At 68.1% G+C, this 22,444-nt stretch carries 20 protein-coding genes; 14 read left to right on the top strand and 6 right to left on the bottom strand.

Annotation, left to right across the window (positions count from 1 at the left end; translation table 11 throughout):
- The first annotated feature begins 99 nt into the window (after positions 1 to 99).
- The 12 genes from BMI01S_RS15740 (at position 100) to BMI01S_RS15685 (ending at position 13,841) form a co-directional block, all read left to right on the top strand.
- Entirely contained in the window at positions 100 to 1,389 is a 1,290-nt protein-coding gene (locus BMI01S_RS15740; protein ID WP_238327923.1) for an MFS transporter, read from the top strand.
- Between the two features lie 124 nt (positions 1,390 to 1,513).
- Positions 1,514 to 2,182, top strand: coding sequence for a TetR/AcrR family transcriptional regulator (locus BMI01S_RS15735; RefSeq protein WP_028212774.1), 669 nt, complete (start codon positions 1,514 to 1,516; stop codon positions 2,180 to 2,182).
- Between the two features lie 270 nt (positions 2,183 to 2,452).
- Positions 2,453 to 4,126: a methyl-accepting chemotaxis protein gene (locus BMI01S_RS15730; RefSeq protein ID WP_028212773.1), complete on the top strand. Its 1,674-nt coding sequence runs from the start codon at positions 2,453 to 2,455 to the stop codon at positions 4,124 to 4,126.
- A gap of 13 nt (positions 4,127 to 4,139) precedes the next feature.
- Positions 4,140 to 4,664 (top strand): chemotaxis protein CheW, encoded by a 525-nt coding sequence (locus tag BMI01S_RS15725; protein ID WP_042289739.1) that lies wholly within the window; start codon positions 4,140 to 4,142, stop codon positions 4,662 to 4,664.
- Complete coding sequence (locus BMI01S_RS15720; protein ID WP_042289737.1) at positions 4,661 to 6,157, top strand: CheR family methyltransferase; 1,497 nt, start codon at positions 4,661 to 4,663, stop codon at positions 6,155 to 6,157. The genes BMI01S_RS15725 and BMI01S_RS15720 overlap by 4 nt, the downstream gene beginning before the upstream one ends.
- Positions 6,150 to 6,908 (top strand): chemotaxis protein CheW, encoded by a 759-nt coding sequence (locus tag BMI01S_RS15715; protein ID WP_028231015.1) that lies wholly within the window; start codon positions 6,150 to 6,152, stop codon positions 6,906 to 6,908. The genes BMI01S_RS15720 and BMI01S_RS15715 overlap by 8 nt, the downstream gene beginning before the upstream one ends.
- Positions 6,905 to 9,208, top strand: a complete 2,304-nt coding sequence (locus BMI01S_RS15710) for a hybrid sensor histidine kinase/response regulator (RefSeq protein WP_028231014.1) — start codon at positions 6,905 to 6,907, stop codon at positions 9,206 to 9,208. The genes BMI01S_RS15715 and BMI01S_RS15710 overlap by 4 nt, the downstream gene beginning before the upstream one ends.
- Positions 9,205 to 10,230, top strand: a complete 1,026-nt coding sequence (gene cheB, locus BMI01S_RS15705) for a chemotaxis response regulator protein-glutamate methylesterase (protein WP_028231013.1) — start codon at positions 9,205 to 9,207, stop codon at positions 10,228 to 10,230. Before BMI01S_RS15710 ends, cheB begins: the two co-directional genes overlap by 4 nt.
- A 196-nt stretch (positions 10,231 to 10,426) precedes the next feature.
- Entirely contained in the window at positions 10,427 to 11,410 is a 984-nt protein-coding gene (locus BMI01S_RS15700; RefSeq protein WP_238327922.1) for a diguanylate cyclase, read from the top strand.
- Positions 11,411 to 11,674: 264 nt separating this feature from the next.
- Positions 11,675 to 12,394, top strand: coding sequence for an anti-sigma factor (locus tag BMI01S_RS15695; protein ID WP_036044968.1), 720 nt, complete (start codon positions 11,675 to 11,677; stop codon positions 12,392 to 12,394).
- Positions 12,395 to 12,486: 92 nt separating this feature from the next.
- Positions 12,487 to 13,005 (top strand): sigma-70 family RNA polymerase sigma factor, encoded by a 519-nt coding sequence (locus BMI01S_RS15690; protein WP_028231011.1) that lies wholly within the window; start codon positions 12,487 to 12,489, stop codon positions 13,003 to 13,005.
- Entirely contained in the window at positions 13,002 to 13,841 is an 840-nt protein-coding gene (locus BMI01S_RS15685; RefSeq protein ID WP_028231010.1) for an anti-sigma factor family protein, read from the top strand. Before BMI01S_RS15690 ends, BMI01S_RS15685 begins: the two co-directional genes overlap by 4 nt.
- Before the next feature lie 51 nt (positions 13,842 to 13,892).
- Here BMI01S_RS15685 and BMI01S_RS15680 read toward each other — a convergent pair whose 3' ends face one another.
- The 5 genes from BMI01S_RS15680 to BMI01S_RS15660 all read right to left on the bottom strand — a co-directional run bounded on the left by BMI01S_RS15680 (position 13,893) and on the right by BMI01S_RS15660 (position 17,925).
- The gene (locus BMI01S_RS15680; RefSeq protein ID WP_051381414.1) at positions 13,893 to 15,662 is read right to left on the bottom strand and encodes a trypsin-like peptidase domain-containing protein; all 1,770 of its coding nucleotides are present in this window, start codon (positions 15,660 to 15,662) and stop codon (positions 13,893 to 13,895) included.
- Positions 15,663 to 15,958: 296 nt separating this feature from the next.
- On the bottom strand, positions 15,959 to 16,279 hold the full coding sequence (locus tag BMI01S_RS15675) for a DUF4148 domain-containing protein (RefSeq protein ID WP_028231009.1): 321 nt from the start codon (positions 16,277 to 16,279) through the stop codon (positions 15,959 to 15,961).
- Positions 16,280 to 16,506: 227 nt separating this feature from the next.
- Positions 16,507 to 16,959, bottom strand: coding sequence for a MarR family winged helix-turn-helix transcriptional regulator (locus tag BMI01S_RS15670; RefSeq protein ID WP_028212763.1), 453 nt, complete (start codon positions 16,957 to 16,959; stop codon positions 16,507 to 16,509).
- Positions 16,960 to 17,108: 149 nt separating this feature from the next.
- Positions 17,109 to 17,423: a hypothetical protein gene (locus BMI01S_RS15665; RefSeq protein ID WP_028231008.1), complete on the bottom strand. Its 315-nt coding sequence runs from the start codon at positions 17,421 to 17,423 to the stop codon at positions 17,109 to 17,111.
- A 55-nt stretch (positions 17,424 to 17,478) separates the two neighbouring features.
- Entirely contained in the window at positions 17,479 to 17,925 is a 447-nt protein-coding gene (locus BMI01S_RS15660; protein WP_028231007.1) for an Ohr family peroxiredoxin, read from the bottom strand.
- Between the two features lie 231 nt (positions 17,926 to 18,156).
- On the opposite strand from BMI01S_RS15660, the gene BMI01S_RS15655 reads away from it, so the two are divergent.
- Both BMI01S_RS15655 and BMI01S_RS15650 read left to right on the top strand, forming a co-directional pair.
- Positions 18,157 to 19,248 (top strand): extracellular catalytic domain type 1 short-chain-length polyhydroxyalkanoate depolymerase, encoded by a 1,092-nt coding sequence (locus BMI01S_RS15655; RefSeq protein WP_028212760.1) that lies wholly within the window; start codon positions 18,157 to 18,159, stop codon positions 19,246 to 19,248.
- Between the two features lie 237 nt (positions 19,249 to 19,485).
- A complete protein-coding gene (locus tag BMI01S_RS15650) occupies positions 19,486 to 21,423 on the top strand; it encodes a sensor domain-containing diguanylate cyclase (RefSeq protein ID WP_081723410.1) in 1,938 nt (645 codons plus the stop codon).
- A gap of 72 nt (positions 21,424 to 21,495) precedes the next feature.
- Here the strand turns inward: BMI01S_RS15650 and BMI01S_RS15645 are convergent, their stop codons facing one another.
- Positions 21,496 to 22,437, bottom strand: coding sequence for an ABC transporter substrate-binding protein (locus BMI01S_RS15645; RefSeq protein ID WP_028231006.1), 942 nt, complete (start codon positions 22,435 to 22,437; stop codon positions 21,496 to 21,498).
- Between the last annotated feature and the right edge of the window lie 7 nt (positions 22,438 to 22,444).

The following is a 22,444-nucleotide window of genomic DNA, read 5'->3' as shown; positions in this document are numbered from 1 at the left end:
AGCTCCGGCCAACACCAGGAGACAGACATGGCACCACCGCTATCCACGGGACGCGGCGACGCGTCAACGCTTTCCGCCGCGACGCCCGCCGAGGGCGCGATGCGCCGCTCGAAGGCCCGCTACGGCATCCTCGGCCTGCTGGCCGTCGGCACGATGATCAATTACCTCGATCGCACCGTGCTCGGCATCGCCGCGCCGCAGCTCACCAAGGAGCTTGGCATCAATGCGGCGCTCATGGGCGTCGTGTTCTCGGCGTTTTCCTGGAGCTATGTGGTCGCGCAGATTCCGGGCGGCCTGTTTCTCGATCGCTTCGGCAGCAAGCTCACCTACTGGCTCTCGATCACGCTCTGGTCGCTGTTCACGCTTGCGCAGGGCCTCGTCAACGGCATTGGGGCGTTGTTCGCGTGCCGCCTGGGCCTCGGCGCGGCAGAGTCGCCGTGCTTTCCGACGAATAGCCGCGTAGTCGCCACGTGGTTCCCGCAAGGCGAGCGCGCATTCGCCACGGGCACTTACACCGTGGGCGAGTACATCGGCCTCGCGTTCTTCAGCCCCTTCCTCTTCGCGCTGATGGGCGCCTACGGCTGGCGCTCGCTGTTCTATGTGGTCGGCGCCGCCGGCATCGCGTTCGGCGTGGTGTGGTGGTTCCGGTATCGCGAGCCGCACGAGCATCCGGGGGCCAACCGCGCCGAACTCGATTACATCGAGGCGGGCGGCGGCCTCGCGCGCCACGAGCGCAAGGCCGATGCGCAAGCGCAGACGAAGAAGCAGGGCTTCGACTGGCGCATGGCCGGCCAGCTCCTGCGCCGCCGTCAGCTTGCAGGCATCTGCCTCGGGCAGTTCGCGGGCAACTCCACGCTGGTGTTCTTCCTCACGTGGTTCCCGACTTACCTCGCCACCGAACGCCACATGGGCTGGCTCAAGATCGGTTTCTTCGCGATCATGCCGTTCATCGCCGCGTCGGTCGGCGTGATGTTCGGCGGCACGTTCTCCGACTGGATGCTGCGCCGGGGCGTCTCCGCCAACGTGGCGCGCAAGCTGCCGATCATCGCCGGGCTGCTGCTCGCCTCGAGCATCATTCTCGCGAACTTCGTCGAGAGCAATGTGGCCGTGATCGCGATTCTCTCGGTGGCGTTCTTCGCGCAGGGCATGGCCGCGCTCGGCTGGACGCTCGTCTCGGACATCGCGCCGGCCGGCATGCTCGGTCTCACGGGCGGCATCTTCAACTTCGCGGCCAACCTCGCGGGTATCGTGACGCCGCTGGTCGTGGGCCTGATCGTGGGCGCGACCGGGTCGTTCGTGTGGGCGCTCGTGTTCATCGGCGTGATCGCGCTGATCGGCGCAGCCTCCTATATCTTCATCGTCGGCGACATCAAGCGGATCGAACTGTAAGGCTCGAACGCCGCTTCCCGGGCGGCTTTTCAGCGGGGTTGCGCGGCGCGGCGCCTCACCGGCGCGCCGCGCCCGCCATGCTAGAATCGCCCGCATTCCTTTCCTGCTGCGGGCCACAATAAACATGGCAAGACCGGCGGCCTCGGCCGAACGCAACGATGCTCAATCGGAAAGCCGGCGCAAGTACGATCCCGAGCAGACCAGGCGCAATATCCTCGAAGTCGCGACGGCCGAATTCTCGGCAATGGGTCTCTCCGGCGCGCGCGTGGACGCGATCGCCGAGCGCACCAACACGACCAAGCGCATGCTGTATTACTACTTCGGCAGCAAGGAAGGGCTGTACGAAGCGGTGCTCGACAAGGTCTACGGCGACATCCGCGCGCTCGAACTCGACCTGCACATCGACGAACTGGATCCCGTGGAAGGCTTGCGGCGGCTCGTTGAATTCACCTTCGACTATCACGACCGTCATCGCGACTTCGTGCGCCTCGTGACGATCGAGAACATTCACGGCGCGAAGTACATCGAGCGCCTGAAGACGTTCCGCAGCCGCAACGCGAGCGCGATCCGCACGATCGAAGACCTGCTCGCGCGCGGCGTGGCGAGCGGCGCGTTCCGCGACGACATCGATCCCATCGACCTCCATCTGCTCATCAGCTCGATGTGCTTTCACCGCGTGGGCAACCGCCACACGTTCGGCGCGGCGTTCGGGCGCGACCCGTCGCATCCGCGCCTGCGCGCACGCCACCGCGAGATGGTCGTCGACGCCACGCTGCGCTTCGTCAAGAAGTAAGGGGGGCCGCCGAGGGGGGCCGCCCAAGGGGGCCGCTGTGGGCGCGTCGTCGGCGCAGCAAGCGTCGAGTCTCCCCGCCGATGCGCCGCGCATGCGCGCCGGGCCGGCCCGCGTCCGCGCGCCCAAGTTCTTCCCGCGGTGCCCAAAGTTTCGTCTCTATATTCGCCCGAAGGCCCAATCGGCGCGGCCGTCCGGCCGATTTTCTAATCCCAAAAAAGTGAGCAAACCCATTACACTACGGCGGTCCGCCACCGGAGAGCCCTTAGCGTAATGAGTACCGCCATGCCCCGATCCGGCCACGCCGGCCTGCCGCGCAAGACCCAGGGTCGCTTCACCCTCGGCACGCGCATCGTGCTCAGCTTCGGCCTGCTGTTCGTGCTGATGCTCGCCATGGCCGCCATCTCGTGGGACCGCCTGCGCGCCATCGACAGCGAAGCGCTCAGTCTCACGCGCGACTCCGTGCCGGGGCTCTTCTACGCGACCTCGATGCGTGCCGCTGCCCGAGAAACCAATAGCCTCGTCGAGCGAGCGGCCTTCGTCGACGCCGATCCTGACGCCGTGGCGCGCGACCTCGCCGCGCTGCTGACGGCCATTGCGCAGGTCGAGAAAACCTCGAGCGAGTATCAGCGCACGCTCTTTCGCGCCGACGACCGCGAGCACTTCCAGCGCTTTCGCGACGCTTACGCGCGCTATCTGCCGATGCTGAAGGCGGCGGCAAGCCAATTGCCCGGCTCGCGCCAGGCCGCGCAGGCCGCCTTCCTGCAGATCGGGCCCGCGTGGCAGGACGTGGTCGCCGTGGCCAACGCGCTCGTCGACGAGAACCGTCAGCAGGCCGACGAGTCCGCGCAGACCATCCGCAACTCGGTCACGGGCACGGAGATCACGCTCGCCACGGCGCTGGGCGTCGTGCTGCTCGCCGCGCTCGCCACCGGCTACGCGCTCCATCGCGCGATCACCGTGCCGATGGCACGACTCGTGGAAGTGCACGACTCGATGCGCACCGGCAACTTTGCGCAGCGCCTGCAACTGAACCGCGGCGACGAGTTCGGCGTGCTGGAGGATGGCTTCAACCGCATGAGCGACGAGCTCGCGAGCCTCGTGGCGCAAGCGCAGAAGTCGTCGCTGCAGGTCACGACCTCGGTGGCCGAAGTGGCCGCGACCTCGAAGGAGCAACAGGCCACGGCGAGCGAGACGGCGGCCACGACGACCGAGATCGGCGCGACCTCGCGCGAGATTTTCGCGACGGCGCGCGACCTCGTGCGCACCATGAACGAAGTGGCGACGGTGGCCGAGCAGTCGGCGGGGCTCGCCAGCACGAGCCAGAGCGGCCTCACGCAGATGGAAGACACCATGCGCAGCGTGATGGAGGCGGCGGGCTCGGTGAACGCGAAGCTCGCCATCCTCAACGAGAAGGCCGTGAGCATCAACCAGGTCGTCGCGACGATCACGAAGGTGGCCGACCAGACCAACCTGCTTTCGCTGAACGCGGCGATCGAGGCGGAGAAGGCGGGCGAGTACGGGCGCGGCTTCGCCGTGGTCGCCACCGAAATCCGCCGCCTTGCCGACCAGACGGCCGTGGCGACGTACGACATCGAGCAGACCGTGAAGGAGATCCAGTCGGCCGTCTCGGCGGGCGTGATGGGCATGGACAAGTTCGCCGAGGAAGTGCGCCGCGGCATGCACGACGTGCAGGCCGTGAGCGTGCAGCTCTCGCAGATCATCGGCGCGGTGCAGACGCTCGCGCCGCGCTTCCAGGTCGTGAACGACGGCATGCAGGCGCAGGCCACGAGTGCCGAGCAGATCACCCAGGCGCTCACGCAGCTTTCCGAAGCCGCCCAGCAGACTGCAGAGTCGCTGCGCCAGTCGTCGCAGGCCATCGACAATCTCACGCTCGTCGCCAACGAACTGCGCACCGGCGTGTCGCGGTTCCGGATCGAGGCGTGACAGGGGAGCGGGGATGCTCTTCCTGTTGTTCGAACTCGACGGCGAACGCTACGCGCTCGACGCCCGCGAGATCGTGCACGTGCTGCCGCTCGCGCCCGTGCGCGCGTTTCCGGGCACGCCCGCGTATATCGCCGGCGTGATCGATTACGAGGGCGCGCCCGTGCCCGTGGTCGATCTGTCGATGCTCGCGCTCGGGCGGCCCGCGCGCGCGCTCATGTCCACGCGGCTCGTGCTCGTGCATGACCAGGGCGACGACGCCGGATCTTGCGCGCCGCCGCGCCGGCTCGCGCTGCTGCTCGAATGCGCGACGCGCACACAGTCCATTGCGCCCGAGCGCTTTGCCGAAGGCGGCATCGCCACGCCCGAGGCACGCTGGCTCGGTCCCGTCGCGCGCGACGAGCACGGTTTCGTGCAGTGGGTGAAAGTCGCGCAACTGCTCGATGCGCGCGTGCGTGCGCTGCTCTTCCCCGATCCGCCTTCGTGGCAAGGCGCGCCCGCGCAAGCCACGGACGTGCCGAAAGCCGGAGGCGCGCCATGACGCAGGCCGATCCGCGTCTGGCTGCCTGGCTGCTCGACGAAACCGGCATCGATGCCGAATCGCTCGGCGCCCATGCGCTCGCGCGCGCAGTGGGCGCGAGCGCGGCAGCGACAGTCGCGGCCGATGCCCACGATGCTCACGCCCCGCACGCAGCCTCGCTGCGCAAAGAATGGACGAGCGGCGCGATGCTGCCCGAATGGGCGCGCGAAGCGTACTGGGAGCGCCTCATGGCCGTGCCGGCCGAGCGTCAGGCGTTGATCGATTCGCTCGTGGTGCCGGAGACCTGGTTCTTTCGCGAGCGCGAGGCTTTCGCGGCGCTGGCGCGCCTTGCCGCGAAACGGCTCGCCGCGCGGCCGGGCGAAGTGCTGCGCGTGCTGAGCGCGCCGTGCTCCAGCGGCGAAGAGCCGTATTCTGCGGCCATGGCGCTGCTCGACGCGGGTCTCGCGCACGAGCAGTTCGCCATCGACGCGATCGACATCAGCGCGCAGTCCATTGCGGCGGCCGCGCTCGGCACCTATGGCCGCAATGCATTTCGCGGCGAAGGCCTCGCGTTTCGCGAGCGCTGCTTCGAGTCGACGCCGGGCGGCTGGCGCATCTCGGCGACGGTGCGGCGCGCCGTGACGTTCGAGCGCGCGAACCTGTTCGACTGGCTGGCGCAGCATCCCGTGCGCTACGATTTCATTTTTTGCCGCAACGTCCTGATCTATTTCGAGCGCGGCGCGCAGGACCGCGCCATGGGTCTGCTGCGCGCGCGGCTCGCGGATGGCGGCATGATCTTCGTCGGACCGGCGGAAACCGGGCTGATGATGCGGCACGAGATGGCGTCCGCGTCCATTCCGCTCGCGTTCGGATTTCGCGAGCCCGAAGCGCAAGCGAAGTCCGTTCGTCCCGGGTCGGCGGACGGCGCGCCCGTCATGCCCGCGCGAGAGCTCACGCCGCTGCCGGCGATCGCCGCGCTGGCCGTGGCGCCCGCGCCCAGCAGCGCGCCCGTCTTCACGGCGCTGGCCGAGGCGGCGCGCCGGCCCGCGCCGCTGCGCCTCGCGCTGCGGCCCTTGCACGACGCACCGGTCCCACGCCTCGCGACGATGATGGGTGCGCAGGCGGCGAGCGGTGCGCCAACCGCCTCGCACGCTGGCGAGCGCACGGCCGAGGCCGCGCTCGCCGACGCGCGGCGTCTTGCCGACGCAGGCTCGCTCGACGAAGCCGAACGCCTCGCCGCGCAAGCGGCGAAGGCGTTGGCGCAGAACGCCGGCACCTGGTACCTGCTCGGCCTGATCGCCGACGCGCAGGGGCGTGCCGCTGAAGCGCTCGCGCACTATCGCAAGGCCATCTATCTGGAACCTTCGCACTACGAAGCACTCACGCATCTGGCCGCGCTGCTCGAAGTGCAGGGCGACGCCGATGGCGCGCACCGCCTGATGCGACGTGCGCAGCGCGCGGCGGACGCAATGACTGAGCGGGACGCACCGCATGCAGGAGGCACGCATGCCTGAGCACGACCTTACGCAGGATCGGCAGGAAGCGGGGCTCGCGGGCGCGCCGCTTCAGACGTGCTGGAAAGTGATCGGAACGCTCGGCGACAAGTCATGCCCGCGCCTCGAAACTTGCGTGCGCTGCCTCAATTGCGCGGTGTTTGAAAACGCGGCGGCGCGCATGCTCGACCGGCCCGCGCCGCCCGGCTCATCTGCGGCGGCGCAGTCCGCGCGTGCGCTTGCCGACCGCCGCGCAGGCTATCGGACGCACGAGAGTGCACGCGATGAAGCGCGCAACCAGGCAGACAATCACGCTCGCACGCAAGGCTCGCTCGTGTTTCGCGTGGGCGCCGAGTGGCTTGCGCTGCCCGCCACGGTGCTGCGCCACGTGGAAGAAGCGCGCGACATCCATACGCTCCCGCACCGGCGCAGCGCCGCCGTGCTCGGCGTGGTGAACGTGCGCGGCGTGCTCACGCTCGCGGTGTCGCTGGCCGCGCTGCTGCATATCGAGCCGGCCGCGCAGGGCGCCCAGCAGCGCGCCGCCACGCCGCGCCTCATCCTGACCGAATGGGACGGCGCGGCAACGGCATTTCCCGTCGATGCGGTCGAAGGCGTGGCGAGCTTCGGCGCGGACACGCTGCTGCCCGCTCCCGCCACGCTCGCGCAATCGAGCGGGCGGCACGTGCGCGGCGTGGCTCACTGGCGCGGGCACTCGGTGGGGGTGCTGGACAGCGAGGCGCTGTTCGATGTACTGGCGAGGAGTTTGCGATGAGCGACGACGAACTGAGCCGCCGCTCGCTTCTCGATCTGTTCCACGAAGAGGCGCAGACGCAAACTCGCACGCTGTCTGCGGGCCTGCTCGCGCTCGAAGCCGCGCCCGACGATGCGGCGACGCTCGAAGCGTGCATGCGCGCCACGCATTCGCTCAAGGGCGCGGCGCGCATCGTCGGACTGCCGGAAGCGGTAGCCGTGGCGAGCGCGATGGAGGACTGCTTCGTGGCCGCGCAGCGCGGCGAATTGCGCATCGACGCGCTGCGCATCGATGCGCTGCTCGTCGGCATCGACTTGCTGAGCGCGGCGGGCGACGCCTCGGTGGCGCCGCTTTCGCGCGAGGCGGTCGAGGGATTCGCCGCCCGGCTGAGGAGCTCGGCGCTGCCAGATTCCGTGACGCCGGAGCACACTCGCGAGCCCGATGGCATCGCCGCGCTGGCGGCGTCGCTGCGGTTACCCGACCCGGAGCCCGTGAGCATCGAGCCCGCAGCCGTCGAACCGTACGAAGCTGCCGAACCGGCCGCGTCGGCGCTACTCTCGCAACCTCGTTCGGCCGATACCGAGCGCATGCTGCGCGTACGCGCCGGGACGTTCGACCGGTTGCTCGGCTTCGCGGGCGAATCGCTCGTGGAGTCGCGCCGCATGCGTCCGTTCGCGGAAGGCCTGTTGCGCACGCGCCGCGCGCAGGGCGAAGTGCTCGCGGCGCTGGGGCAGTTTCAGGAGCGTCACGCGGACCGGCTGGACGCTGCCGCGCGCGCCATGCTCTCGAGCATCCGCGATGCACTCGTTTCCCTCGATCATCAGTTAACCGAACGATACGACGACGCCGATCGCATCGATCGGCGCGGCACGCAGCTCGCGCAGCGCCTCTACGACGAGGCCCTGCAATGCCGCATGCGCCCGTTTGGCGACATGGCGCACGCGTATCCGCGCGTCGTGCGCGACCTTGCGCGCTCGCTCGGCAAGCGTGTGCGTTTCACCATCGTTGGCGAAGCGACGCAGGTGGACCGCGATATCCTCGAAATGCTCGATGCGCCGCTCGGCCACTTGCTGCGCAACGCGATCGATCACGGTATCGAGGACTCCGAAACGAGGCGCCGCGCGGGCAAGCCCGAGGACGCGCGCCTCACGCTCGAAGCGCGCCATAGCGCGGGCAAGCTGCTGATCGCGGTGGGCGACGACGGCAGGGGCATCGATCTTGACGCGCTTCGCGCGAGCGTCGTCGCGCGCGGGCTCGCTCAGGCCGAGGCCGTTGCCGCGATGTCCGATGCCGAGCTGTTCGATTTTCTGCTGCTGCCGGGCTTCTCGCTGCGCGACACCGTCACCGACGTGTCGGGCCGCGGCGTGGGCCTCGACGCCGTGCAGAACTTCGTGAAGGCCGTGCGCGGGACCGTACGCATCGAGAGCGCCGGTGGGCAAGGCACGCGCTTCGTGCTGCAACTGCCGCTCACGCTCTCGGTCGTGCGCAGCCTGATCGTCGAGGTTGCGGGCGAAGCCTATGCATTCCCGCTCGCGCATGTTCGGCGCGCGCTCAGCGTGCCGCGCAGCGCGATCGAAACGCTCGAAGGCCAGCAGCACATCGCTTTCGAAGGGCGCCCCGTGAGTCTCGTGACGGCGCGCCAGCTGCTCGGCGCGGGCGCCGAGCCCATGGCCGCGGAAGACGTGAACGTCGTCCTGGTGGGCAGCGAGGCGGGCCTCTATGGCGTGGCCGTGGATCGCTTCGCGGGCGAACGCACGCTCGCCGTGCAGCCGCTCGACGCGCGCCTCGGCAAGGTGCGCAACGTCTCGGCAGCAGCATTGCTCGACGACGGCGAGGTTGCGCTCATCGTCGATGTGGAGGACATCGTGGCGTCGGTCGCGCGTCTCGTGCACGACGGGCAGCTCGCGGGCGTGGCGCGCGGCACGCACGCAACGGTGCGCGCGCGCAAGCGCGTTCTCGTTGTCGAGGACTCGTTGACGGTGCGGGAGCTGGAGCGCAAGCTGCTCGAAAAGCGCGGCTACGAGGTCACGGTGGCAGTGGACGGCATGGACGGCTGGAACACCTGGCGCAACGCCCACTTCGACCTCGTGATCACCGACGTGGACATGCCGCGCATGGACGGCATCGAACTCGTCACGATGATCAAGGGCGACGCGCAGCACCGCAACGTGCCCGTGATGATCGTCTCGTACAAGGACCGCGAGGACGACCGGCGTCGCGGCCTCGACGCGGGCGCCGACTACTATCTGACCAAGGGCAGCTTCCACGACGAGGCGCTGCTCGACGCCGTACACGACCTGATCGGAGAGGCGACGGGATGAAGATCGGTATCGCCAACGATATGCCGCTAGCCGTCGAAACGCTGCGTCAGGCCATTGCGAAACGGCCCGGCCATCGCGTGCTGTGGGTCGCCGCGAACGGCGAGGAGGCCGTGCAGTTCTGCGCGGCGCAGGTGCCCGACGTGGTCCTCATGGATCTGGTGATGCCGAAGCTCGACGGCGTCGAGGCCACGCGCCAGATCATGGCGCGCTCGCCGTGCCCGATCCTGATCGTCACGACCAGCGTGGGCGCGAACGCCTGGCGCGTATACGAGGCGATGGGCGCGGGCGCGCTCGATGCCGTGGACACGCCTACGCTGGCCGGCTCCGATGCGCGCCGCACCATGGACCTGCTGCTCGCGAAGATCGAGCAGATCGGCCGCTTTTCGGGCGCGCTCGATGCGGCGGCGCGCACGCCGGCCGTCAGGTTGCCCGGCGGCCCGAGCGCGCCCATCGTCGCGATCGGCGCATCGGCGGGCGGCCCCAGCGCGCTCGCCGCGGTGCTCGGTGGGCTGCCGGCCAATTTCGGCGCGGGCGTCGTGATCGTGCAGCACGTGGACCGGTCGTTCGCCGAGGGCATGGCTGCGTGGCTCGACGGCCAGACGCCGCTCGCCGTGCGCATCGCGCGCGAAGGCGAGCGCCCCGCGCCGGGCTGCGCGTTGCTCGCCGCGACCAACGATCACTTGCGCATCACGGCGACCGGCGCGCTCACGTACACGCGCGAGCCGGCCGACACGCCATACCGTCCCTCGGTGGATACGTTCTTTCACAGCCTCGTCGAGCATTGGGCGGGCGATGCGATCGGCGTGCTGCTCACTGGCATGGGGCGTGACGGCGCGATCGGTTTGAAGGCGATGCGCGCCAAGGGGTGGCACACCATTGCGCAGGACGAGGCGACGAGCGCCGTGTACGGCATGCCGAAGGCGGCCGCCGCGCTCGGTGCCGCGCGCGCGATCCTGCCGCTTTCCGCCATTGCGCCCGAGCTTGCGAGCCGGGTGACCTCACCGCTTCAATCTGCCGGCTAGACGCCTGACATCACGAAACGCGACTGACATCATGACCGAGAAGTCCACTCTTCCAGACAGCACAGACGGTGCGGGCAGCACCGGCATCGAAGGGGCCATCGAAGCCGGCGCCAACCCCGGCCGCCCCGACGACGCTTCGCTCGCCCTCGCGCTGGACGCCGTGCGTAGCGCGCTCGAACAAACGCTGCCCGCCGACATGCCGATGATGGTGTTGCTCGTCGACGACCAGGCGATCGTGGCCGAGGCCGTGCGCCGGGCGCTCGAGGGCGAGCGCGAGATCGACTTCCACTACTGCGCGTATCCGGATCAGGCGGTGCGCACCGCCGAGGAAGTGCGCCCGACCGTCATCCTGCAAGACCTCGTGATGCCGGGCACCGACGGTCTCACGCTCGTGCGGGCCTACCGCGCCAACGAGGCGACCCGCGACGTGCCGATCATCGTGCTCTCCACCAAGGAAGAGCCTGCCATCAAGAGCGCGGCGTTCGCCTCGGGCGCGAACGATTATCTCGTCAAGCTGCCCGATAGCATCGAGCTCATCGCGCGAGTGAAATATCATTCGCGCTCCTATGTAAACATGCTCCAGCGCGACGAAGCGTACCGTGCGCTGCGGCGCTCGCAGCAGGAGCTGCTAAAGGCGAATCTGGAGTTGCGGCGCCTCACGCAGTCGGACGGTCTGACGGGCCTCTCGAACCGCCGCTATCTCGACGAATTCCTGAGTGTCGAGTGGAAGCGCGCGCAGCGCGAAGGCACCGAAGTCTCGCTGCTGATGATCGACGTGGACTACTTCAAGCCCTATAACGACACCTATGGCCACGTGGCCGGCGACAACGTGCTGCGCTCCGTGGCGACGACGATCCGTCGCGAGATTCTCCAGCCCCGCGACCTCGTGGCGCGCTTCGGCGGCGAGGAGTTCGCCGTCGTGCTGCCGGGCACGGGGAGCGCGGGCGCGCGCCTGCTGGCCGAGAAAATGCGCCGCGACGTGGCGGCGCTCGCGTTGCCGCACGTGGGGTCTGCGGTGAGCGAGCACCTCACGATCAGCATCGGCGTGGCGACGCTCACGCCGGCGCCGGGGCTGGCGGAAACGGCGCTGATCGAGGCGGCCGACGCAGCGCTGTACCGCGCCAAGCGGGACGGACGCAACCGCGTGGCGTTCGCCACGCAGGTGGCGGGGCGAGGGTGAGCGCGGGAACCTGGACCTGGCGCGATCGCGCCGGGGACCGACCGCCGCGCGAGTCGCAGACATCGACCTTCGGTGCATACGGCTCTGCGATGAACAGTGGCGAGGGTGCGCGCCCAGTGGAGGGCGCTGGCATGCACCTGTAAGGGAAGTATTCGAACATCGGCGAGGCGCAACGAGAAATTTCGACACGCGCGGCGGAATAATCCCGGGCCGCCGCGCGTTAGCCCCGCATCGCCATCCCTTCAGCATCGCTGCACGCTCATCATGAAGTTCCGTGGGCCGCTCCACCAGCCGCCGGTCTCCGAAGCCGATATCCAGGCCTATAGCGACGGTACGCTCGCCGGCGCGCGGGCGGCGCACGTGCGGCGCTATCTTGCGGGGCGGCCGGGCGAGTGGCACCGCATCCTGTTCTACCGCCGCCTGAACGCACAGATCCGCGACGCGTTTCCAGAGCAGGCGGACCAGGCGGCGCGGGCAGCGCAGCCGCGCACCGCGCCGGCACGGCGAGCGCGGGTGTTGCGCTACGCTATCGCTTTCGCCGCCGCGCTTGCGCTCGCAGGCGTGGCGCTGGCATGGGTCGCGGTGTCGGAGCCGTCGCAGCAGATGTTGAACAACGCCGCGGTCATGGCGCTCATGGAGGGCGAAAACGCGCGGCCTGAGGCCTTGCCGGAAGGCGCGGCGCGCCCGCCGTTCGATTTCCGCCCGGCAGGCATGCGCTTTCTGGGCGGCGGCGAGGTGAGGGTCGGGCCGTTCGCGAGCGCGCAGCGTTACCTCTACGAGAGCAGCGACGGCCAGCGCGTGGTGCTGCTGGCGGGCCGCGCCTGGCTCGCGTCCGACGCGCCGCAGTGGAGCGCGCATCGCGCGGGGCCGCTGCGTCTTTTGATGTGGAGAGCGCGCGGCACGCGCTGGGTGCTCGCGGGCGACGCGCGAACGCGCGGCCTGATGCGCGCGGCAGACCTCGCGACGCTGGCGCCGCCGCATTAGGGCAATGGCCAGGCGACGGAACATGACGGCAACGGACGACACGCGCGACGACGCACCCCGCGCAATGACCTTGCAGCAATCCAGGATGGAACATGGACATCCGTGACGAGCTGATAGAGCACGTGCCGCGCCTGCGCCGCTACGCGCGCGCGCTGATCAACAACCGCGAGCTGGCCGACGACCTCGTGCAGGACACGCTGGAGCGCGCGATCGCCCGTACGGAACTGTTTCGTTCCGGCACCGACCTGCGCGCGTGGCTGTTCACGATCATGCACAACATCTTCGTGAACCAGGTGCGCAAGTCGGCCGCGCGCGGCGCGCACGTTTCCGTGGACGACGAAAGCGTGCCCGAAACCGACTACGCCGTGCCCGCCATGCAAACCAGCGCGCTCGAAGTGCGCGATCTGGACTACGCGCTGCAACGTCTGCCCGTGGAGCAGCGCGAGGTCGTGCTCCTCGTTGGCCTGGAGGAAATGAGTTATGCCGATGTCGCATTGGCGCTGGACATACCGATCGGCACGGTCATGTCGCGCCTGTCGAGGGGACGTGAGCGCCTTCGCGCGCTCATGGCCGGTTCCGTCCCGCGTGCGAATCTGAAGGTGGTGCGATGAGCGAGCAAACCGATCCCGTCACGCAAGACGAAATTCACGCCTACGTGGACGGCACGCTTTCCCAGGCGCGCCGCGCCGACGTCGAGCGCGAACTCGAGCGCAACCCCGAGCTGGCCGCGCGCGCGAGCGACTTCTTCGCGCTCAACAACCTGCTGCACGACCGCTACGACCGCGTGCTCAACGAGCCGCTGCCCACGCGCTTGCGCGTTGCGGCGCCGGCGGTGCGAAAGCCGGGTCCGGCGGCAAACTGGCCGCGCTTCGCGGGCCTGGCGGCAGCGCTCGTGCTGGGCGTGGGAATCGGCTGGGGCATGCACTTTGGCATGAGCGGCACGGGCGTCTCCGGCGGTGCGGCGGCAACGGCGGACGGCGGCGATCTGCGCGCGGTGAACGCGGACAACACCATGCGTTTCGCGCAGCAGGCGGCGCTTGCGCATGTCGTCTACATGCCGGCGGTGGTGCGCCCGGACACGATGGACGACAGCCAGGAGCAGGACTTCGTGAAGTGGCTCGCGAACCGGCTCGGCACCAACGTCCATGCGCCCATGCTCTCCAAAAGCGGCTTCGCGCTTTCGGGCGGCCGTTTGCTGGCGGGCGACGACGGCGGCGAGGTCGCACAGTTCATGTATCACAACGCCCGTGGGGAGCGCGTGACGCTGTGCATCTCCCATCGCAGGACGAGCGCCAACACCACCGCGTTCAAGCTCTATCAGGATGGTCCGGTGAACGTGTTCTACTGGGTGGATGGCGACTTCGGCTACGCGCTTTCGGGCGGCATCGACCGCCACGCGCTGCTGCAGCTCGCGCACGACGTCTATGCGCAATTGACGCCGCGCTGAGCGCGCGGCCGGCGGGCGCGGCTTCGATGCCGCGCCCTCGTCATCGGTTTGTCACCTGAGCTTCACCGCAACGAAGCTGCGTGCATTGTTTCGCTGGATCAGCAGCGACATGCTTTTCGTCGCCTTCGCTTCGAGCGCGGCGGCTTCTTCCTGCGTTTCGACCATGGTGTCGTCGAACGACACGACGACGTCGCCGGGCCGCACGCCCGCCTTCGCGGCGGGCCCGGTCGAGGCATCCACCATGAGGCCCAGCGGCAGCCCGGTCGAGCGCTTTTCCTCTTCGCTCAGCGCGTGCGCGACGAGGCCAAGCCGGTCGGCGGCAACGCGCGGCGCCGGCGCGGCGGCTGGTTGGGCGAGCTGGGCGCCCGAGTCCGTCATGACTGTTTTGACGTGGTGCGCGCCAGCCGGCGACGACTTGGTTACCGTATCCGCAGCGGCAGGTGCGGCGGGATCGTCGGTATTTTCTGCCGTCTGTGCCTGCGCCGCCTGCGTCACGGGTGCGGTTTGCTCGGCTGTCGTGCCCTGCGCGGCATCCGCCGCCTTGGCGTCGAATGCCGTGTTCGAGAAGCCGGCCACGGCCGGCTTCCGGTTGCGGATCACCTTGAGCGCGGCTGGCGTGGCGGGCGGCACGGCGGCGAGCGCGGCGGCGAGCGTCGCGGCCCGGTCGACCCGTTTGTTGCCAACTTGCATGATCACGTCGCCGGTCCGGATGCCCGCCCGGCCCATGGGCGAGGCAGGATCGACAGCGTCGACGAGCGCGCCGCCCGCATGCGGCAAGCCAAGGGCCGCTGCGAGCCCGGGGCTCACGTCTTCCACCTGCATGCCGAACGTGCGGATCCTGGCAGGGCCGCCGGCGCTTCCGGGCTTCGCCGCATCGGCGCTCGTCGCGGGGTCCGCCTTGCGCGCCTGCAACTGGGCCCGGAAGCGATTGGCTGCGTCGATCGGAATCGCGAAGGTCAGGCCTCCATAGCGGCCGACGTCCGCGTAGATCTGCACGTCGATGCCGATCACCTCGCCCGCGCGATTGAAAATCGGACCGCCGGAATTGTCGGGGTTGAACGCCACGTCGGTCTGAAGGAAGGGGAACGCCTTGCCGTCGGGCAGCGTGCGCGAGGCCGCGCTCACAATGCCCGTCGTCACGGTGTTCTGGTAACTGTCCGGCGACCCGATCGATAGCACCGGCTCGCCGGCGTGGACCTTCGCCGAGTCGGCGAGCTTCACGAACGGCAGATCGTGGCCGTCGATCTGCAGCACCGCGACGTCGCTCAGCGGATCGACGGCGACCACCTCCGCCTTGAACTCGCGCTTGTCGGTGAGCCGCACGGTGACTTGCTCGGCGCCGTCGACGACATGCGCCGTCGTGAGCACGACGCCGTCGGGGCTCACGATGAAGCCGGAGCCCACGCCCGTCATCACGCGCGGCGCTGCGGCGCCGGGGTCGGACGCGGGCTGCGTGGGGCGCCGGAAGAACGCGGAGAAAGGATCGGCGTCGTCGATGGCCGCCTGCTCGGGCGGCGCGGTCTGGTCTTCGGTGCTGCGCGCGATCACGTGCACGACGGCGGGCCCGTAGCGTTCGGCGAGCGAGAAGAAGTCCGGTGTGGCCATGGCGGTAGCCGCAGGCTTCTCGGCGGCGAGCTTTTGCGCAGCGCTGCTGACGGCCGACTTTCCGGCGGCCTTATCCGCAGGCACGCCGGCTGCCGAGGGTTTGGCCGAAGCCGTGGGAGGCGTTGCGGCGTTCGCCTCGTGACAGAAAGCGCTGGCAAGCGCGAGCGCGAGCGCGGCCGCAGGGCGCGAAGTGCGGGCGAAGATCAGGCGGAGCACAGCACACCTCCCAGTGTTCATCGTGCTGGCGGGCGGCAGGCGAATGTCGTTAGCAATCGCATGCCGACATACATAGTGTAGACACGCTACAAGACAATTGGGGGGAAGGGTTTGTCCTGTAGCACACGCAAGAAGCAAACCTGGAGCGACAGGCGATGCGCGGCGCATGGAAGGCGGCGCGCCGCCGGCTTCGCGGCGCGCCAGGACGGAAGCAAGCGGCGCAGGAAAAGCGCGCAAGTCGCCCCGCTGGCGACTTGCGGGGCAGCCGGCTTGTGGCGGGGAAGGCGGCGCTCGCTTCAGCTCCCCGAATACAGATTGCAGAAGCTGACCGGCCCCACGCACGCCGTGTGTGGCGCGCCGGAATCGCTCTTGCCCTGCATGGGCGCGCCCATGGCGTCGGGCTGCTGCTGCGCCTTCGCGTGGGCGGCCTGCTGCGCGAAGACGGGGCTCACGTCGGGATAAGAACTATCGGTGACGAATTGCGAGCCGTTGGCCTGGGCGTCGATCAACTGCTGGCGGACCTCGGCGCGGGTGAGCCCCTGGGCGAATGCGGGGGGAAGCACGCCGAGGCAACCCAGCGCAACGAGCGAGGCGAAAAGCGGGCGGCGGATATTCATTTCGAACTCCTTAGGAAATAGCCTGTTTCGGCGACCTGCGGGGACGCGGTCGCTTCAATGGGGACTGCAACGGGTATACCGTTGCAGGCGGGTAGCTATTCCCGTGGAGTTGTAACAACGGCGAGCGCAGGCGGCGGCCCGATCGCCGCCCGCGTGCTTGTTGCGTGATCTGGACCCGTGCGGCAAGCCGCAGGTCAGCGTGCAGCACGAACGCTCTCTTGCGGCGCCTAGCGGCTTTGCACGTGCTTGATCAGGTTCTCGCGCAGCGTGACGATCTGTTTCTGGAGCCTCGTGAAGTCATCGGGCGTGAGCGCGGTGGCGTCGGTCAGGTCCATTTTTAGACATTTTTCGCGCAGGCGCCGGCCGCTCTTCGTGAGACTCACGCGCACCTGGCGCTCGTCTTCCGGATCGCGCCTGCGTTCCAGATAACCCATCGCCTCGAGCTTCTTAAGCATCGGCGTGAGCGTATTCGATTCGAGGAACAGCTTTTCACCGAGGCCGCTCACGGTCTGGTCGTCTTCCTCCCAGAGCGCGACGATCGCGATGTATTGCGGGTAGGTGAGCCCAAGCTCTTCTAGCATCGGCTTGTAAGCCTTGCCGAAAGCCAGGTTGGTGGAATAGACCGCAAAGCACAGAAAATCGGAGAGCGGCATCTCCGCGGAACGTTCCGTTGTTTTCATCGGGATCCTCCTCGGGCCATGGCAATGAATGTTTATCGCATGCGATTATATCGCGCTCAACTTAAGAGGGTATGCCGATCCTTTTTCCGGTAGGACCGGCATGCCGCGGCGAGATGCCAGCATGCCGGTCAGGACGTCGCCGGACGCACTCAGTGATGTGCAAAAAGCGTGTCGCGCTGGCCGATAAAAGGTCCGCCCGACTCCGAGCGCAAGCCAGCGACGCCACCGTATGCCGCTTCAGTCGCCTGGGTCGCCTGGGCCGCTTGAGCCGCTCGAGCCCCTTGAGCGCCGTTATTGCCGGAGGTGCTGGCGGCGAGCGTCTGCAGGCTTTGACCCCGTTGGGATTCCGGGGCGCCTATGGAGGGCCGATAGCCGGGCGCCGGGCCATAGCCGCTGGCGAACGCGGGCGCGGCAACGGAGGCGGAAAGAACGGCGAACAGCACAACGATGAGCTTGGTCTTCATGATCGGATCTCGCATACAAAAGTGAAGTGGATTAGCTAAAGGGTCGTGGGTTGGATCACGCCGTGACGACGTTCATGGCGACGTCGATGTTTCCATGCACGGCCTTGGAATACGGGCAAATTTGATGAGCCGAGTGCGCGATGGCTTCGGCGACGTCCTGCGCGAGTCCGGGAAGGCGAACGGCAAAATGAGCACCGAGGAACCAGCCCGGCCCCGTTTGACCGATATCGACCTGAATATCGACCGAAGTCTCGGGCGGCAACTCGACCTTCCTGAGTGAAGCGGCAATGCCGAGCGCGCCCATATAACAAGCCGACCAGGCACCCGCGAAGAACTGCTCGGCGCTCGGGTGCGGTGCGGCTCCGATGAACTCGTGGTTCTCGCCGCCGGGGGCCGACAGTCGGATATCGACGGCACCGTGCTCGCCGCGTTCCACCGCCGGATCGCGGTTGATCGTGGTGTGAGTGTTGCCGGAGAAGATGACTTTTTCGATCGTGGTCATGATGGGGTTCCTTGAAAAGTCTGCAGTGATGGTGTAGATCGCATGCGATGTAATCGCATGCGTCGAATAATGGACAAAGCAGAGTCGCTTGTCAAGCGCATAAGAATTAATCGCATACGATAGATTGATAGACGAGGAAGGGCCATATCGGACGGGGGACGCGCAAAACCCGGCGAGCAATTTGCGGGGCTATGATGAACCGCCAACAGCGCCACAGCGACGCCATTGCTCATGCCCCGGAAAAAGACCAGCGTTTGGATCAGAGGCTTCGAACTGCTCACCCGTACGAGCGGCGCCCGCCCGAAGAAAAAGGCCGGCTCGCGCAAAACGGGGCCGGCGAAGACGGGGCCCGTCAAGACGCCGGGCAGGCGTCTCGACAAGTCGCGTGAAACGCGTTCGCCGTCGCCCGGCGCGGCGGGCAGGTGGCTGCGTTCATATCATTCCGCGCCGCCGCTGGCAGGGCGGCTCGTCAACCATCTCGCTTACGCGCTCTACCTGCCCGCGACGGAGCCGCCGGATGCGGGCATGCCGCTCGTGGTGATGCTGCACGGCTGCAAGCAAACGGCGGAATCGCTCGCCGCGGGCACGCGGATCTGCCGGCTTGCGGAGCGCTCGGGATTCGCGGTGTTGCTCCCTGAACAGGCGAGCACCGCGCATGCGCAACGGTGCTGGCACTGGCACGGCGAGCACGTCGAGTCCGAGGGGCCGGCCGTCGCGTCGCTCGTCGAGGCCATCGTGCGCGAACACGGATTCGACCGGGAGCGCGTCTATCTGGCCGGCATTTCTGCGGGGGCCGGGCTCGCGGCCGCGCTCGCGGTACGTCACCCGAACCTCTTTGCGGCAGTCGGCTTGCACTCGGGGCCGGTTTTCGGCGCGGCAGAGTCCACGATGAGCGCCATGAACGTCATGCGCCGGGGCAGCCGGGAAGACCCCGTGGGCCTGATCGACGCCGCTATCGACGTTTTCGCGCATCCCGGCATGCCGGCCATCATCGTGCAGGGCGAAGTCGATGCCGTTGTTGCGAAACGCAATGCCGCACAACTGGGCATTCAGTTTGCGCGCGTCAACCGGTTGGTCGATGAGCAGGGCGCGTTGCGCGTCGGCGAGATGCGGACCTACGGCCGAGAAGCCGTGGAATACACCGACTATCTGAAATCGGGGCGGCTCGTCGTCAGGGTCTGCGTCGTGCACGGCCTGGGACATGCCTGGAGCGGCGGCGACCCGCGCGAACCGTTCCATTCGGCGCGGGGGCCCAATGCAACGGCCATGATGTGGCAGTTCTTTCGCCGCCGGCGGCGAAACGGCGAGCCGGAGATGACGTGAGTGCGCTTGTCGCGCAACGACGTGACGTGCGATTTCGAGCTGACGCCTTCGCGGATCGTGACGCTATGGTCAGACACGCAGCGCGCCTGAAGCCCCTGCGCGCCATCGACCGCCTGCGCGGCCAGGCGCGCAACGGCGAGATTTTCCGCTCGCCCGCTGGGCTTGTGGAGGCCCCGCCGGACCGCAAAGTCGCACGCTATATACTAGGCGCTCGATTTTTCCGTTCGAGCGCATGCCATGACCGTTCCTTCGTCGACGCCCGAGGCCGTTCCGCCCTCCAACGACGCCACGCTTGCGCGCGCGCCGGGGCGGCAGGCCGCCGCCGACGGGAGCGATCCGTTGAGCACGCACCAGCATGCGGTTTCGGTCGCCGCCGCAGCGGGGGAGATCGTTGCCGACGCCACGCGCGGGGAAGCGGACCTCGCGCTCGAAGGCTTGTTGCGTCTCGTGGCGTCGCATTTCGGCGTGGCGGCGGCTTGCATCGTGCCAGGCGACGTCTTGGCCGCGCGAGGGCTGGGCACGAGTGTGGACGAAGTGCTTTGCGAGGCCCTGCGTGCGCTCGCGCCGGAGGCCGGTGCGAGCGGCGCGCGCGAGCCGCTCGTGGTGTCCGCCATGACTGGGAATCCTGCGTGGCGCAGCATGCTTGCACGCGCGGGCGAGCCGTTTCGCTTCGTCGCCGCATCGCCGTTGCGCAACGCGCACGGCGAGCACGTGGGCAGCCTTTGCCTGATCGACCCCGAGCCGCGCGAGCTCGATGCCACGGAGCGCGCGCGCCTCGGCGACTTCGCGCGTGTGGCCGCAGTGCTGGCCATGTCGCCGGCGCTCGCCGCGAATAACGGCCATCGACGCTACGCAGAAGACGCCCTCACGCTGCGCGCGGAACTCGAAGCCCTGCGCGAGCATGAGCGCCTGCTCTCGTACGCCATTGCCGGCAGCGGCACGGGAGTCTGGGATCGCAATGTGGTGACGGGCGAGATTCACTACTCGACGGGATGGAAGGCGATACTCGGCTATGCGGAGCACGAGCTGACGAACCGGATCGAAGACAGTATCGAGCGCCTGCATCCCGAGGACCGCGAGTACGTGAAGGCCGCGATGCAGGCGCACTTCGACGGCCTCACCGCCTCTTATGAAGTCGAGCATCGCATCCGCTGCAAGGATGGCCGCTACAAGTGGATCTGCAGCCGCGGCAAGGTCATGAGCCACGACGAGGAGGGACGTGCGCTGCGCATGATCGGCACGACCACTGACATCACCTCGATGCGCGAAATGGCCGAGCGCTTGCGCGAGAGCGCGGCGCTCGTCACCAATCTTACGAACGAGGTTCCGGGCCTCGTGTTCCAGCGCCGCCAGTCGCCGGGCGGCCGCGCATTCTTTTCCTATGCGAGCGCAGGCATCGCGGAAATCTACGAGCTCACGCCCGGGCAGGTCGCGCACGACACGGCGTGCGTCGACGCGCTGATCCATCGCGACGATCTCGACGCGTGGCGCGCATCGTTCGAGCACTCGGCGGCGCATCTCACGCCGTGGCACCTGGAATTTCGCGTACAACTGCCGCAGCAGGGCTTGCGCTGGCGCCAGGGCGATGCGCGGCCGCAGCGGCTCGCCGACGGCACCACGGTCTGGCACGGCTTCATCACGGACGTCACCGATCGCAAGCGGATCGAAGCCGAGCTGCAGGAATTCGCGAGCACGGACAGCCTCACGCAATTGCCGAACCGCCGCCATTTCATGGCGCGTATCGCGGCGCAGCTCGCGCATATGCGCAATGGCGGCGCCGGCGCGGCCGTGATGATGTGCGATCTCGACCACTTCAAGTCGATCAACGACCGCTGGGGCCACGCGATCGGCGACGAGGTACTGCGCCATTTCGCCGAAATCCTGCGCACGCAACTGCGAGCAGGCGACCTCGCGGGGCGCATAGGCGGCGAGGAGTTCTCGATCCTGCTCGCTGCCACCGAACTCGACGGCGCGCGAAGCCTTGCGCAGCGCATACAGGAGCGCTTCGCCGCGCAACCGCTCGCAGTCGCTGGCGAGACGGTCGCGCTCACCGTGAGCATCGGCATCGCGCTCATGAACGCCGCCGACCCGAGCGCCGAAGCCGCGCTCGCGCGCAGCGACTTCGCGCTCTACCGCGCAAAGAAAGGCGGCCGCAACCGCATCGAATGCGCGTGAGGTCTGCGCGTTAGCTGACGCGTGCGGGCAGCGGCGTCCTGCACACACGCGCCTGGTGCTGAAAAGTGCTGATTAGTGCGGCGACGACCAGCCCTTATAGCTGCTCACGTTGTCTCGCGTGACGAGTTGCGGCGTCATCTCGATCATCGGATTGGCGGGCTTCTTGCCGTTCATGATCTCGTAGCCCACCTGCACGGCCGTTTGCGCCATCTTCCACGGGTCCTGGCTGGCCGACGCCTGCACCATCGTATCGGACTTGAGCGCCGTTTCGATATCGGGCGCGCCATCCACCGAAGTGATCACGATGTTGCTGCGATGAAGCTGCTTCGCGGCAAGGTCGCTGCCAATGGCCTGCGGGTCGTTGATGGCGAACAAGCCATCAAGCTTCGGGAAGCGCGTGAGGTAGCCCTGCATCACGTTCATGCCGCCTTCGCGGGAGCCTTTGCCGTCCTGATCGTCAGAGAGGATCTTGATGCCGGGCGACTTGGCGAGCACCTGCTTGCAGCCGTTCACGCGGTCGATCACGGCCGAGACCTGCGGGCCGTTCTGGATGATCACGTTGCCCTTGCCGTTGAGTTTCTTCGAGAGGTATTCGCATGAAATCTCGCCGGCCTTCACGTTGTCGGTCTGCACGGTGGCGTTGGCGCCCGCGGCGGCCACGTCCACGGCCATGACCACGATGCCGGCCGCCTGGGCCTTTTTCACCGCGGGCTCGATCGCCTTCGGATCGGTCGCGTTCAGGAGGATCATGTCCACGTGCGCGGAAATGAAGTTGTCGATCTGCGTGAACTGCTTGTTGAGGTCGTAGTCGGCGGAAACGGCCGTGACCTTGGCGTTCGGATTGATCTGCTTCGCTTTCGCTTCGGCGCCGTGCACGATCGTCACAAAGTAAGGATTGCCGAGCGACCCGACGGTGATGCCGACCGATTTGAGCTGCTTGTCGGCGGCGTGCGCGCCTTGCAGCGCGAAACCGAGGCAGAGGGCGGCGGCGAATACGGCTTTCTTCCTGAACATGAGGTTG

It is taken from the genome of Paraburkholderia mimosarum LMG 23256 = NBRC 106338 (assembly GCF_000739815.1).
GTDB classification, from domain to species: Bacteria; Pseudomonadota; Gammaproteobacteria; order Burkholderiales; family Burkholderiaceae; genus Paraburkholderia; species Paraburkholderia mimosarum.
This window is presented reverse-complemented; position numbering and strand designations above follow the sequence as displayed.